This is a genomic window from Mesorhizobium sp. ZC-5, assembly GCF_025753855.1.
Taxonomy (GTDB): Bacteria; Pseudomonadota; Alphaproteobacteria; order Rhizobiales; family Rhizobiaceae; genus Neomesorhizobium.
Genome location: NZ_JAOWPT010000009.1, coordinates 182,992 through 196,690 on the forward strand (window position 1 = coordinate 182,992; position 13,699 = coordinate 196,690).

Genomic DNA, 13,699 nt, shown 5'->3' on the forward strand with positions numbered 1-13,699 from the left:
TTGGTGCCGGCTGGTCTCCAAATCTCGCCGCCCGGCGCGGCACATCAACGAAACGGGTTTTGACAATGCAGACCTTTCGCATCGCGACGATTCCGGGCGACGGCATCGGCAAGGAGGTTGTCGCTGCCGGTGCCGAGGTCCTCGATGCTGTCGCCCGGCGCGACGGGCGCTTTGCCATGGCCTTCGATTTTTTCGACTGGGGCTCCGACCATTACAAAAGGCATGGCAGCATGATGCCCGCCGACGGGCTCGGCCAGATCAGCAGCCATGACGCCATCCTGTTCGGCGCCGTCGGTGCTCCCGATGTACCCGATCACGTCACCCTGTGGGGACTCAGGCTGGCGATCTGCCAGTCCTTCGACCAGTACGCCAATGTCAGGCCGACGCGGGTGCTGCCGGGCATCACCAGCCCGTTGCGCGGCGTCGGCGGCGGCGAACTCGACTGGGTGATCGTGCGCGAGAATTCGGAAGGCGAATATGCCGGGCAGGGCGGGCGCACGCATCGCGGGCTGCCTGACGAGATCGCCACGGAGGTGTCGATCTTCACGCGGTCCGGGGTCGAGCGCATCATGCGGTTTGCATTCGAAACCGCGCGTTCGCGGCCGCGCAAATTCCTGACCGTGGTGACCAAATCCAACGCGCAGCGCCACGGTATGGTTTTATGGGACGAAATCGCCGCGGAGGTTGCCACGGAATTTCCGGACGTGACCTGGGACAAGATGCTGGTCGATGCCATGACCGTGCGCATGACGCTGCAGCCGCAGTCGCTCGACACCATCGTGGCGACGAACCTCCACGCCGACATCCTTTCCGATCTTGCGGCGGCGCTTGCCGGTTCGATCGGCATCGCGCCGACCGCCAATCTCAATCCGGAGCGGAAGTTTCCCTCGATGTTCGAGCCGATTCATGGCTCCGCTTTCGACATCACCGGCAAGGGTATCGCAAATCCCGTCGCGACGTTCTGGACGGCGAGCCTGATGCTCGGCCATCTCGGCCAGGATGACGCGGCGGCACGCCTGATGCGCGCGGTCGAGCGGGTGACGCGCGACGCGTCCTTCCATACGCCGGACCTCGGCGGGCAGGCCACGACGCGCAGTGTCACCGACGCGGTGATTGCCGCCATCAATGGCGAGAATATCTAGCTGACGATCAAAAACCATGTTCGTCCAATGGATTGGAGACAGACAATGACAAAAAGAATCATGTTCACCGGCGGCAGCGGCAAGGCCGGACGCCATGTCGTGCAGTACCTCGTCGACCAGGGCCACCAGGTGCTGAACATCGACAGCAAGCCGCTCGACAATCCCAAGGTGCGCACGCTGATCACCGACATCACCGACAGCGGCCAGGTGTTCAACGCGCTGTCGAGCTACATGGGGTTGCACGAATTCGATCCGTCGCTGCGCGCGCAACCGGTCGACGCCGTCGTTCATTTCGCGGCCATCCCGCGCATCATGATCACGCCTGACAACGAGGTGTTCCGCATCAATGCGCTCGGCACCTACAATGTGATCGAGGCGGCGGTGAAGCTCGGCATCCGCAAGATCGTCGTCGCTTCCAGCGAGACGACCTATGGCCTGGTGTTCGCAAACGAGCCCCGCGATCCCGTCTACTTCCCGCTCGACGAGGACTATGATGTCGACCCGATGGATTCCTATGCGCTGTCGAAGGTCGTCAACGAGAAGACGGCGCGTGCCTTCGCGTTGCGCAGCGGCTTCGACATCTATGCGCTGCGCATCGGCAATGTGATCGAGCCGCATGAATACGAGCAGTTCGTCCCCAAGTGGATCGACAATCCGGCCTTCCGCAAGCGTATCGCCTGGAGCTATGTCGACGCGCGCGACCTCGGCCAGATCACCGATCTCGCGGTCGGGAAGGATGGCCTCGGCTATCAGGTCTTCAACGCGGTCAACGACGACACGTCGTCCGGCCTGCCGAGCCGCGAACTGATCGAGCGCTATTATCCGGGCGTGCCGGTAAAGGGCGAATTCGGCGAATACGAGACGCTTTTGTCCAACCGCAAGGCGCGCGAGATGCTGGGCTTCCGGCCAAAGCACGGCTGGCGGAAGTAATTCCGTCCCGCGGATCGCAGGTGTCCAAACGAGACAGGTTCACGGGCTCTCTTTCGTCCCATCATTCCCCGAATTGACTTTTGTCAGCGTCGGTGAATAATGTCGAGGACGGGAGAGAGCGGCTTTATGGCGATCCGGGCCTCGGAACAGATCATTCACAAGGCGGCATGGCTTTATTACACGCACGGACTCCGTCAGGACGAGGTCGCGAAGCAGCTTAACATCTCGCGCGCCTCGGTTGCCATGTATCTTCGCAAGGCCCGCGATACCGGCATCGTCAACATCTCGACCTCCACGCAGCTGTTCACCGAAGACGTGCTGGCGCGGCAGTTGGAAGATGCGTTCGGGCTGACTGCGGTGTGGGTGGTGCCGCAGGAGCGCCACGCGCTCGATCCGACAGCGGAAATTCCGGCAGTTGCGGCCAGTGTCTTCCTCGAACTCGTCAATCGTGGCGACCGCATCGGCGTCGCCTGGGGCCGCACCGTCTATGCGATGGCCGACGTGATGTCGTTCGCCGACCTCCAGGATGTCACGGTGGTGCAGCTCTGCGGCAATCTCGGCGCGCCTTATTCCTACCGCCCCGACCAGTGCACCATGGAGATCGCCCGGCGGCTGAACGCGAAAGGCCTGAACTTTTACGCGCCGCTGGTGCTGACCAGCGAGCGGCTGGCGCAGGAATTACGCGCCGAACCGGTCATTCGCGAGCAACTGGCAAGCGTCGCCGATTGCGACCTTGCGCTGTTTTCCATCGGCACGGTCGACGAAGACAGCCACATCGTGAAGTGCGGCGCGCTCAGCCCGGCGGAAGTCTATGCGCTGCGCGACGCCGGCGCGGCGGGGGTCCTCGCCGGCCAGATGATCGACGCGACCGGCGAACTGCTCGACTGCGGCTACAATCGCCGGGTCATCTCGACCGACCCTGCGTCGATCAGGTCCATTCCGAAACGCATGGTCGTGGTGCAGGAAGACAGCAAGCTGAACCCGTTGCTGGCGGCACTTGCCGGCGGCTTGTGCTCGCATCTGGTGGTGACCGCGACCATGGCGAGGCGGCTGCTCGACCACCGCAAGGCCAATCCCCAACCCTTGTCGCAATAGCAAGACAGGCAGGGCCTATACAGGACGACATTTCTGCCGGTCTCGGGCGGCGCGAAATCAATGAACTCGAACAACGACGATGTGGACGATCGAATGAAAAATCTTTGGAACGACGCCGACGCCGAAGCGATGGTGACCGCTTATGCCGCGAAGGGCGTCGAACGCGAACTGGCGCTGCGCGTCTATACGACCCGGCTCCTTGGCGGCGAGCCGCGTCTCGTCCTGCATGGCGGCGGCAACACCTCCTGCAAGACGAAGGTCACCGATCTCGTCGGCGACGAGTGGCAGGTGCTTTGCGTCAAGGGCTCGGGCTGGGACATGGCGGTGATCGAGCCGCAGGGCCTGCCGGCGGTGAAGCTGGCGCCGCTGCTCAAGGCGCGCGCGCTGGAGGCGCTTTCCGACGAGGACATGGTGGCGCTGCAGCGCGCCAACCTCATCGACCCGTCATCGCCCAATCCCTCGGTGGAGACGCTGCTGCATGCCTTCCTGCCGCACAAATTCGTCGACCACACGCATTCGACCGCGATCCTCGCCATCGTCGACCAGGGCGAAGACAGCGAAGAACTGTCCCGCAAGGTGTTCGGCGCCAAGATGGGCTTCGTGCCCTACATCAAGCCGGGCTTCGACCTCGCCAAGGCGGCGGCGGATATTTACGACGCCGATCCTTCCGTCGAAGGCCTCATCCTGGACAAGCACGGCATCTTCACCTTCGGCGACGATGCAAGACAGGCCTACGACCGGATGATTTATTACGTCACGGTAGCCGAGGAATATGTCGCCAAACACGGCAAGAACCCGCTGGCGCCGGTGAAGTTGACCGCGACACCGGTGGTTCCCGGCGACATCGCACCGATGCTGCGTGGCGCGGTCGCGGTGGCGAAGGGCGAGGGCCGGTTCGACCGCATGGTCAGCGACTTCCGCACCTCGGACAAAATCCTCGAATTCGTCAATTCCGCGGCGTTGGCCGACTATGCGGCTGCCGGAGTGTCGACGCCGGATCTGTCGATCCGCATCAAGACCGGCCCGATGGTGCTGCCGGCGCCGGACGGCGCCAGGCTCGGCGACTACAAGGCCGAGATCAGCAAGGCGATCGCCGAATATGCCGCCGAATACGCCGATTATTTCAAGGCCAACGACGCGCTCGACGATGTGAAGCGCACCATGCTCGACCCGATGCCGCGGCTGTCATTGGTGCCGGGTCTCGGCATGTTCGGCCACGGCCGCACGCTGAAGGATGCGAAGATCGCCTCCGATGTCGGCGAGATGTGGATGGAGGCGGTGCGGGGTGCCGCGGCAATCGGCACCTTCCGGCCGCTCGCCAAATCCGATCTCTTCCCGCTCGAATACTGGTCGCTGGAGCAGGCAAAGCTTGCCGCCAACAAGCCGAAGCCGCTGACCGGCCAGATCGTGCTGGTCACCGGCGGGGCCGGCGCCATCGGCGCGGCAACGGCGAAGGTCTTTGCGCGCGAGGGCGCGCACGTCGTGGTCGTCGACCTCGACGCAGCCAAGGCAGCCGAGGCAGCGAAGCAGGCCGGCAACAATTCGATCGGCGTCGGCGGCGACATCACCAAGCCGGCGGACGTGCGCGCCGCTTTCGATGCGGCGGTCGCTGCCTATGGCGGCGTCGACATCGTGGTGTCCAATGCGGGTGCGGCGTGGGAAGGCGCCATCGCCGACATCGACGACGCGTTGCTGCGCAAGAGTTTCGAGCTCAACTTCTTCGCCCATCAGAGCGTGGCGCAGAACGCCGTGCGCATCTTCCGCCAGCAGGGTACCGGCGGCGTGCTCCTGTTCAACGCGTCGAAGCAGGCGGTCAATCCGGGCGCCAAATTCGGCGCCTATGGCCTGCCCAAGGCGGCGACGCTGTTCCTGTCGCGGCAATACGCGCTGGAATATGGCGCGGAAGGCATCCGCTCCAACGCCGTCAACGCCGACCGCATCCGTTCCGGTCTTCTAACCGACGCGATGATCGCCAGCCGCTCGACGGCGCGCGGGCTTTCGGAAAAGGATTACATGTCCGGCAACCTGCTCGGCCAGGAGGTTACGGCCGAGGACGTCGCGCAGGCCTTCCTGCACCAGGCGCTCGCCGAACGCACCACCGCCGACGTCACCACCGTCGACGGCGGCAACATCGCGGCGGCGCTACGGTAGAAATCGTTCGGTACGTCTTGTCTGGCGGGCGGGGCTGGCTTATGTCTCGCCCGCTATGTTCATGTCTTCCTTCTTTCCACTGACCTGACCCGAAATCGTATTCGGGGCGCGTAAGCGCAAACAGGTTTTGACGGTGCCGCGGGAGCGGCTGCCGAAGTGGAGATTATTGAACAATGCCCAACACAACACAGCCGAGCCTCAGCATGGCTGAGGTGGAACAATTCATCGAAGATGGCTTCGTCAGGCTGGATCATGCCTTCGGCACGGATGTCGCCCGGCTATGCCTCGCGGAGCTCTGGTCCGCGATGGGTCTTTCACCGGATCGTCCGGAAGAGTGGAGGCAGCCGGTCGTGCGCCTCGGCTTCATGACCCAGCCGCCGTTCGTCGAAGCGGCGAACACGCCGCGGCTTCACGACGCCTATGACGCACTCGCCGGAAAGGGGCGGTGGATCGCCCCGAATGGGCTCGGAACGTTTCCCGTCCGTTTCCCTTCGGAGCAGGACCCCGGAGACGCCGGCTGGCATGTCGACGTGAGCTTCGGAACCGATAATCCGGACTTCATGCAATGGCGCGCGAACGTCAAAAGCCGTGGACGCGCCCTGCTGATGCTTTTCCTGTTTTCCGACGTCGGTCCGGACGATGCGCCGACAAGGATACGGGTCGGTTCGCACAAGGCGATTGCCCGCCAATTGCTGCCCTATGGCGAACAGGGCATGACGCTCGGCGAACTCGCGGCCGGCAATTTCGGGGATACCGAAAGCTGCGACGAGGTGCTGGCGACGGGAGCCCAGGGCACTGTCTATCTGTGCCATCCCTTCCTCGTGCATGCCGCGCAGCCGCACAGGGGCAAGGAGCCGCGCTTCATGGCCCAGCCGCCCTTGCTGCCGCGAGGGGAATTCGATCCGGCATTGCCGCCTTCGCCGGTCCAGATCGCGATCAGGAAGGCGTGCGGCCTGGAATTCTGAAGGCAAGCGCTATAAGCAGAAAGGGCGGCCTCTTGGGCCGCCCTTTCTCATTCCATCGGAGCTCGGCCTATTTCTTGTTCGGGTTCGGCATCCAGGCCGGCATCGCGACATCGGCATGGGCAAACTGCGGCAGCTTGGCCGACAGGTCTTCCATGTTCTTGATGTCGTTGTCGTTCAAATCCTTCTGCGTGATCAGCGTTGGCGGCACGATGACCTGCTTGCCGGGATCTTCGCCGGCGATCAGCTGGGCCAACGCCCGCACCGACACCTGGCCGACGACGGCCGGGTTGGTGGCGGCGGTTGCCGCCCAGGCGCTGCCCGGTTCGCGCATCGCGGCGATGTCGGAGGTCGAGATGTCGGCGGAGTAAATCTTCACGCTCGACGACAGGCCGGCCTCGTCGACGGCGATCTTCACGCCCTTGGCGAATTCGTCGTAGGGGGCGAACATCACGGTGATGTCGGGATTGGCCGTAACCACCGAGCGCGCCTGGTTGGCGACCGAATTGGCGATCGGGTTGTCCAGCGTGCCGAACATCGCCTTTTCCTCGATGCCCGGATACTTCTTCTTGAACTCGACCCAGGTCTCGTTGCGGCGGTCGAGCGGCGCGATGCCGGCGACATAGACGTAGCCGGCCTTCCAGCTTTCGCCATTGTCCTTGATCGCCTGTTCGAGCGCCAGACGGGCCAGGTCGCGGTCCGACTGCTCGACCTGCGGGATCTTGTCGTTCTCGACGTTGACGTCGAAGGCGACGACCTTGATGCCGGCATCGACGGCGCGCTGGGCGGCTTCCTTCATGGATTCCGTCAGGCCGTGCTGGATGATGATGCCGTTGACGCCGAGCGCGATCGCCTGGTCAACCATATCGGCCTGGAGTGCCGCGTCCTGGCGGCTGTCGAGCACGCGCAGGTCGACGCCGAGCGCCTTGGCCTGGCTTTCCACGCCCGAAAGATAGGCCTGGAAGAAGTCGCCGGTCGACAGATAGCGCACCAGCGCGATCTTGACGTTGCCGGGATTGTCGAACGGCGCGGGTGCCGTCTGCGCGAATGCCGGAGCCTGCATCAGCGCGGTCGCGCCGATAAGGCCCAGGACCAGTTTTCCGAGAGTTCTGCGGTTGATCATGTCAGTCTTTCCTCCACCTTCTCCAACATCAAAATCTAGCGACGGCCGGCGTTCGACAGCGCAAAGGTGAACACCAGCGCGACGACGAGAACGATGCCCTTGACGAAATCCTGCGTGTAATAGGGCGCGTTCATCATGGTCAGGCCCTGCAGCAGGATGCCGACGAAAAGCGCCCCCACTGCCGTGCCGAAAGCGTTTGGTTTGGCGGCGCCCAGAACGGCAAAGCCGATCAGTGCCGCCGCGACGGAATCCAGGAGCAGATTGTTACCCGATGCGATGTCGCCGCGTCCAAGCCGGGCGGCGAGCAAAATGCCGCCGATTGAGGCGAATATGCCGGAAATGACGTAGGCCCAGATCTTGTATGCCTTGACAGGCGCGCCGGCGAGTTGCGCCGCCCGCTCGTTCGAGCCGACGGCATACATCATGCGGCCGAAGCGCGTGTATTCGAGGAAGAACCAGATGGCCACGGCGAGCACCAGAAGCACGACCACGGAAACGGGGATCAGGTTTTGAATGAAGAAGTCGAAGCGGTGGCGGCCGAGCGCCAGGAAAGCGGCGCTGAACGTGCCTTCGGCGACCGAACCGTCGGGCATGGTCATGCCGGTGGCGATCGAGCGGCCTTCGGTCGGGATGCGCTGCAGGCCGACCAGCAGGAACATCATGCCGAGCGTCGCCAGGAGGTCCGGCACGCGCATGTAGACGATCAGGAAACCGTTGATCAGACCGACGATGATGCCGATCAGCAGGCAGGCGATGACCGCGACGAAGGCATTCTGTTCGAGAATGACCATCACATAGGCGGCCGCCATCATCGCCGTCGTGGCGACCGAGCCGATCGACAGGTCGAAGCCGCCGACCACCAGCGTCGCGGTGACGCCAAGCGCCAGCACGCCGGTTATGGCGACCGACTGGAAGATGAAGACGGCGCTTTGCGGCGAGGCGAAACCGTCGGCAGCGATGGCGAAATAGGCGACGAGCGCCACTAGCAACACCAGGAACCCGTAACGCACGGCAAGTTCGCGCATGCTCATGATGGAAGGTAGCCTTCGGTGCTGCTTGGGCTGCGCCCTATGGAGTTACCCCCACCCCTAACCCCTCCCCTCAAGGGGGAGGGGGATTTCGCCGTCTCCGGTGCGGCCAAAGTCGTTAAGGTTTGGTGCGAGGCGCTGACGCCGTCACATCTCCTTCCCCCTTGAGGGGAGGGGTTAGGGGTGGGGGTATTGGGCCAAGCAAACGTCTGCTTCCTTTCAGGGTTGCAAAACATCATGCCGCTCCTTTGAGATGCTGCCCGGCGATCTCGCCCAGAAGGCGCTCCATGTTCAGTCCCGCATTCCGGTGTTCGCCGACGATCGTGTGCTCCGACATCACTAGGATGCGGTCGGCGGTTTCCAGCGCCTCGTCGAGTTCGGTGACGAAGATCAATGTCGCCCGCCCATCGGCGCTTGCGCGCAGTTTCGCGGCAATGTCGCGTCTGGCGGCAATGTCCACACCCTGGAACGGTTCGTCGAGCATGAACAGCCTTGCCTGTTCCGACATCCAGCGCGCCACCATCACCTTCTGCTGGTTGCCGCCGGAAAGCGTGGCCATGTCATCCCTTTCGGTGCGGCAGACAATGCCGAGGTCACCGATCTGGCGGCGTGCGATGGCGCGCTCGTTGCGGCGCTGTGCAACGCCGAAGCGGGAGATGCGGCGCAGGAAGGGCAGGTTCATGTTCTCGTAGATGTTGAAGTCGGGGACGATGCCGTTTTCGGCGCGGTCCTTGGCGACGAGAAAAACGCCGGCGTCGATCGCCTGCCGCGGCGAGGCCGGCGCGTAAGGCTTCCGGTCGAGCGCCATCGTTCCGGCAAGCGGCGCGCGGACACCGAACAGGGTTTCGGCCAAAGCCGTCTTGCCGACGCCGACCAGCCCGGTGATGGCAACCACTTCGCCCGCGCCGAGCGCCAGCGAGAACGGCCGTGCCGCCTCGGCGATGCGCAGCCCGTCGGCGAAAAAGACCGTCTCGCCGCCATCGCGCACCGCCACCTGACCCAGACCTACCTTGCGGCCCAGCATGGCGTTGACGGCCCCTTCGTAGTCGAGAGGCTTTGCTTCGAACGTGCCGGCGATGACGCCGTCGCGCAGCGAGACGATGCGGTCTGCCAGCCGGCGGATATCGGACATGCGGTGGGTGATGTAGAGAATGGCGACGCCGCGCTGTTTCAGCCGGTCGATCAGCGCGAACAGGCGGTTGGCCTCGGCGCTCGACAGCGAGGAGGTCGGCTCGTCGAGGATCAGCACCTTCGGCTCGTGCGCCATGGCGCGGGCGATCGCCACCATCTGCCGGTCGGCCAGCGAAAGGTCTGGGATCTGTGCCCCGAGGTCGACGGTCAGTCCCATGCGGTCGGCGACCTGCTTGGCTTCGCGGCGAATCCGGCGCGGATTAAAGAGCAATGAGGCACCGGCTCCGTTCAGACGGTCGAGCGTCAGGTTGGTGGCAACGTCGAGCGCGGCGACAACGCCGTCATTGATGTTCTGGTGGACGGTCACGACACCGGCGCGGATCGCTTCGGCGGGCGTCTGCGGATTGAAGGATTGGCCGTCGAGCATCATCGTTCCCGCGTCGAGGCTGTAGACGCCACTGACGACCTTGACCAGCGTCGACTTGCCGGCACCGTTGGCGCCCATCAATACGGTGACCTCGCCGGAATGCAGCTCGAGGCCGACACCGCCAAGCACCTGAATCGAACCAAAGGATTTCCTCAGGTCCGCTATGCGGAACACGGCTTCCTCGCCCATCTGTTCCTCCCGTCGGACAGGATGCTATGGAGCACATCGTCAAATGTCAACTCGATTGACATTTGACAGAGTGCTGGTTACGCCTAAACATATTGCAAGGCTTGCAGCCAGTTTTCACACAGCCGGGTCGAGGCTGGAAACTTGTTGCCTTGCTCCGGACGCGGCGTGCAGCATAGTTGGAAGACAGGGAGGAGAAAGATGACAAAAACGCTGTCATTCGAAGCGCTGTCGGCCGAAAGTCTGCCGGGCCGCCTTGCTGGCACGCGCGCGCTCACAGAGCGTATCGGCCAGGACACGGCCGCCTGGAAAGTTCGCGAAGTCGGCGACGGCAATCTCAACCTGGTCTTCATAGTCGAGGGTGCCGAAGGTGCGGCCGTCGTCAAGCAGGCGCTGCCTTATGTCCGGCTCGTCGGCGACAGCTGGCCGCTGCCGCTGAAACGCTCTTTCTTCGAATATCACGCACTGACCCGCCAGAAGGCTAGAGCAGGAAAAGTGGTCACCGGTTTTCCGTCTGGGATTGCGGGGAAACAAAGCGTTAGCGCGGGCGCGATCGTTCCCGAGATCTATCATTTTGACGAAGAGCAGGCGCTCATCGTCATGGAATATCTCTCGCCGCACATCATTCTGCGCAAGGCGCTGATCGACGGGCGGCGGCTGCCGAACATCGCCAGAGATCTCGGGCTGTTCATGGCGCGCACCTTGTTCCGCGGTTCCGACCTTCATATGAAGGCGCGCGACCGCAAGGAAGATCTGGCGCTGTTCGCCGACAACGCCGAGCTCTGCGACATCACCGAGAACCTGGTCTTCACCGATCCGTATTTCGCGGCCCCGATGAACCGCCACACCTCGCCGCAGCTCGATCGCCTGGCGGCCGAGCTGCGCGCCGACCGCGACCTCAAGGTCGAGGCGCAGCGGCTCAAGCATCTGTTCGCCGCCAATGCCGAGACGCTGCTGCATGGCGACCTGCACACCGGCTCGATCATGGTCACCGACACCGAGACCCGGGTCATCGACCCGGAATTCGCCGTCTACGGGCCGATCGCCTTCGATGTCGGCATGGCGCTCGCCAATTTCTGGATGTCCTTCTTCTCGCAGCGCGGCCACGAGAATGCAGGCAGCCGCGATACGATGCGCAGTTACCTGCTCGGTGTCGTCGTCGAGACGTGGGCGGTGTTCCGCACCGAGTTCTCGCATCTGTGGCGCACCGAGCGTACCGGCATGCTGTACCACCGCAGCCTGTTCGAGGATCAGGGCGACATTTTCGGCAGCGAACAGGCGCTCGATCGCTTCCTGCACTCGATCTGGGTCGACCTGCTGGGCTTCGCCGGCGTGGAGATTCATCGCCGCATCCTCGGGCTCGCGCACAACGCCGACTTCGAGACCATCGAAAACGAAGATTTGCGCGCTAAATGCGAGTCAAAGGCGCTGAAGTTCGGCCGCCATCTCGCCGTCAACCGCCACGCCATCCACAGCCTTGACGAGGTCAACGCCTTGGCCGAACTGATCGAAAGGGAAACAGTGTCGTGAATGTCGGAGACCGCCATTACCGCACGATCTGGCCCGCGGGCGACGGGCGCTCGGTCGAATTGATCGACCAGCGCTGGCTGCCGCACGATTTTCGCGTAGAGACGGTCGGCAGCGTCGATGGCATTGCAACCGCGATCCGCGACATGTGGGTGCGCGGCGCGCCGCTGATCGGCGTCACCGCCGCTTACGGCATGGCGATCCAGACGCTCGATGACCCGAGCGACGCCGCCTTGCAGGCGGCATGGGAGAAACTGCACGAAACGCGGCCCACCGCGATCAATCTGCGCTGGGCGCTCGACGAGATGATGCGGGTGCTGAAGCCGCTGCCGGCTGCCGAGCGTAGAAAGGCCGCCTACAGGAAGGCCGCCGAGATCGCCGACGAGGATATCGAACTCAACCGCTCGATCGGCAGGCACGGCCTCGAAATCATCAAAAAGATCGCCGCCACGAAAAAGTCAGGCGAACCGGTCAACATCCTGACCCATTGCAATGCCGGCTGGCTGGCAACCGTCGACTACGGCACCGCCACCGCGCCTATCTACCTGGCGGTAGAGGCCGGAATTCCGGTTCACGTCTATGTAGACGAGACGCGGCCGCGCAACCAGGGCGCCCAGCTGACGGCCTGGGAAATGGCCGGCCATGGCGTGCCGCATACGCTGATCGTCGACAATGCCGGCGGCCATCTGATGCAGCGTGGGCAGGTCGACATGGTGATCGTCGGTACCGACCGCACCACCGCCGACGGCGATGTCTGCAACAAGATCGGAACCTACCTGAAGGCGCTGGCCGCCCACGACAACGGCGTGCCGTTCTATGTCGGCCTGCCGTCGCCGACCATCGACTGGATCGTGCATGATGGGCTGAAGGAAATCCCGATCGAGGAGCGCTCAGGCGACGAGGTTTCCTACGTCTGGGGAAAGACCAGGGCAGGCGAGATCGCGCAGGTGCGCATTTCTCCGGAAGCGACGCCCGCCGGCAACCCTGCCTTCGACGTGACCCCGGCCAGGCTGGTTACCGGCCTGATCACCGAGCGCGGTATCGCCGAGGCTTCCCCGGAAGGGCTGATGGCACTGTTCCCGGAGCGACGGCAGAAGGCGCGCGCCTAAGCCGCCTTGTCGTAGCCCAAGCGAACGGCGTGCCGGGCTTCCGCGCCCGGCGCCAGCAGCCGCATCGACGGCTTTTCCGAAATGTCGCCGTCGAAACCGTCTGGATCGCCATGGCCGGTCCAGGCTTCGAGCGAAACGAACGGCGCGCCTCGTTTGCTCCATATGGCGAAGTGCGGGAAGTCCTCGACGGTCATCGAAATGGCGGCGCCGTCCGGTGCAACAAAGCGCAGCAAGCGGCTGTTTGCGTTGAGGAAACACAGCGCTTCCCGGGACAGCAATTCGTCGGATAGCGGCAGGACGCGCCCATCCAGCGGAACCGCGCGCTTGTTCTCCGAGAACAGCCCATCCCTCGTGATCACCGGCACTTCCGGTTCCTCTTCCTTCTCGAATTCGACCCGGTAGCCCTCGCGTCCCGCACCGGAGAATGGCCAGCGGAAACCGGGATGCACGCCGAGTGCATAGGGCAGGGGTTCCGCGCCCGGATTCCTGACGGTGAATGCCGCCGACAGACTGCCCTCGATAACCTCGTAGACAACCTCGAGTTCGAACGAAAAAGGGAAGCTTTTTCGCGAATTTTCGTCGTCGCTAAGGATCAATGTCGCGGAATTGTCTGTCCTGCGCGCGAGCCGAAAATCGCTCGAAGCAGCAAAACCATGAACGCCGATCGGATAGTTTTCTCCATCGACGCGGATTTCTCCGTTGCGTGCTCGGCCGACGATCGGAAACAGGATCGGGCTGGTGCGATCCCACCAGGCAGCATCCGCCTGCCATAGCAAATCACGCCCGCCAACCGACCAGGCGACGGGCTCGGCGCCATGCGCGGCGATGGTTGCCGCGGTGTCGCCGGCGGCAAGACGAATCGTATCGCCCACAGGACCTCCGAGGCTT

The 13,699-nt window shown here is 63.7% G+C and carries 11 protein-coding genes; 7 read left to right on the plus strand and 4 right to left on the minus strand.

What is annotated here, in order from left to right; translation table 11 throughout:
- Window positions 1-65: 65 nt before the first annotated feature.
- The 5 genes from OHD58_RS21755 (at window position 66) to OHD58_RS21775 (ending at window position 6,283) form a co-directional block, all read left to right on the plus strand.
- Entirely contained in the window at window positions 66-1,142 is a 1,077-nt protein-coding gene (locus OHD58_RS21755; RefSeq protein ID WP_263805563.1) for a tartrate dehydrogenase, read from the plus strand.
- Window positions 1,143-1,187: 45 nt separating this feature from the next.
- Window positions 1,188-2,072 (plus strand): NAD-dependent epimerase/dehydratase family protein, encoded by an 885-nt coding sequence (locus OHD58_RS21760; protein ID WP_263805565.1) that lies wholly within the window; start codon window positions 1,188-1,190, stop codon window positions 2,070-2,072.
- A 126-nt stretch (window positions 2,073-2,198) separates the two neighbouring features.
- Window positions 2,199-3,167 carry a sugar-binding transcriptional regulator gene (locus tag OHD58_RS21765; RefSeq protein WP_263805566.1) on the plus strand — a complete coding sequence of 323 codons (969 nt, stop codon included), beginning with the start codon at window positions 2,199-2,201 and terminating at the stop codon, window positions 3,165-3,167.
- 93 nt (window positions 3,168-3,260) lie between these two features.
- Complete coding sequence (locus tag OHD58_RS21770; RefSeq protein ID WP_263805567.1) at window positions 3,261-5,318, plus strand: bifunctional aldolase/short-chain dehydrogenase; 2,058 nt, start codon at window positions 3,261-3,263, stop codon at window positions 5,316-5,318.
- Between the two features lie 173 nt (window positions 5,319-5,491).
- Window positions 5,492-6,283, plus strand: a complete 792-nt coding sequence (locus OHD58_RS21775) for a phytanoyl-CoA dioxygenase family protein (RefSeq protein ID WP_263805568.1) — start codon at window positions 5,492-5,494, stop codon at window positions 6,281-6,283.
- Window positions 6,284-6,350: 67 nt separating this feature from the next.
- On the opposite strand, the gene OHD58_RS21780 is transcribed toward OHD58_RS21775, so the two are convergent.
- From OHD58_RS21780 to OHD58_RS21790, 3 genes are all read right to left on the minus strand, one after another.
- Window positions 6,351-7,403: a substrate-binding domain-containing protein gene (locus tag OHD58_RS21780; RefSeq protein ID WP_263805569.1), complete on the minus strand. Its 1,053-nt coding sequence runs from the start codon at window positions 7,401-7,403 to the stop codon at window positions 6,351-6,353.
- 35 nt (window positions 7,404-7,438) lie between these two features.
- Complete coding sequence (locus OHD58_RS21785; RefSeq protein ID WP_263805570.1) at window positions 7,439-8,434, minus strand: ABC transporter permease; 996 nt, start codon at window positions 8,432-8,434, stop codon at window positions 7,439-7,441.
- Between the two features lie 232 nt (window positions 8,435-8,666).
- On the minus strand, window positions 8,667-10,178 hold the full coding sequence (locus OHD58_RS21790) for a sugar ABC transporter ATP-binding protein (protein WP_263805571.1): 1,512 nt from the start codon (window positions 10,176-10,178) through the stop codon (window positions 8,667-8,669).
- Window positions 10,179-10,376: 198 nt separating this feature from the next.
- On the opposite strand from OHD58_RS21790, the gene mtnK reads away from it, so the two are divergent.
- Complete coding sequence (gene mtnK, locus OHD58_RS21795) at window positions 10,377-11,705, plus strand: S-methyl-5-thioribose kinase (RefSeq protein WP_263805572.1); 1,329 nt, start codon at window positions 10,377-10,379, stop codon at window positions 11,703-11,705.
- On the plus strand, window positions 11,702-12,811 hold the full coding sequence (gene mtnA, locus OHD58_RS21800) for an S-methyl-5-thioribose-1-phosphate isomerase (RefSeq protein ID WP_263805573.1): 1,110 nt from the start codon (window positions 11,702-11,704) through the stop codon (window positions 12,809-12,811). Before mtnK ends, mtnA begins: the two co-directional genes overlap by 4 nt.
- Here the strand turns inward: mtnA and OHD58_RS21805 are convergent.
- Entirely contained in the window at window positions 12,808-13,683 is an 876-nt protein-coding gene (locus tag OHD58_RS21805; RefSeq protein WP_263805574.1) for an aldose 1-epimerase family protein, read from the minus strand. The genes mtnA and OHD58_RS21805 overlap by 4 nt on opposite strands.
- Window positions 13,684-13,699 lie beyond the last annotated feature (16 nt).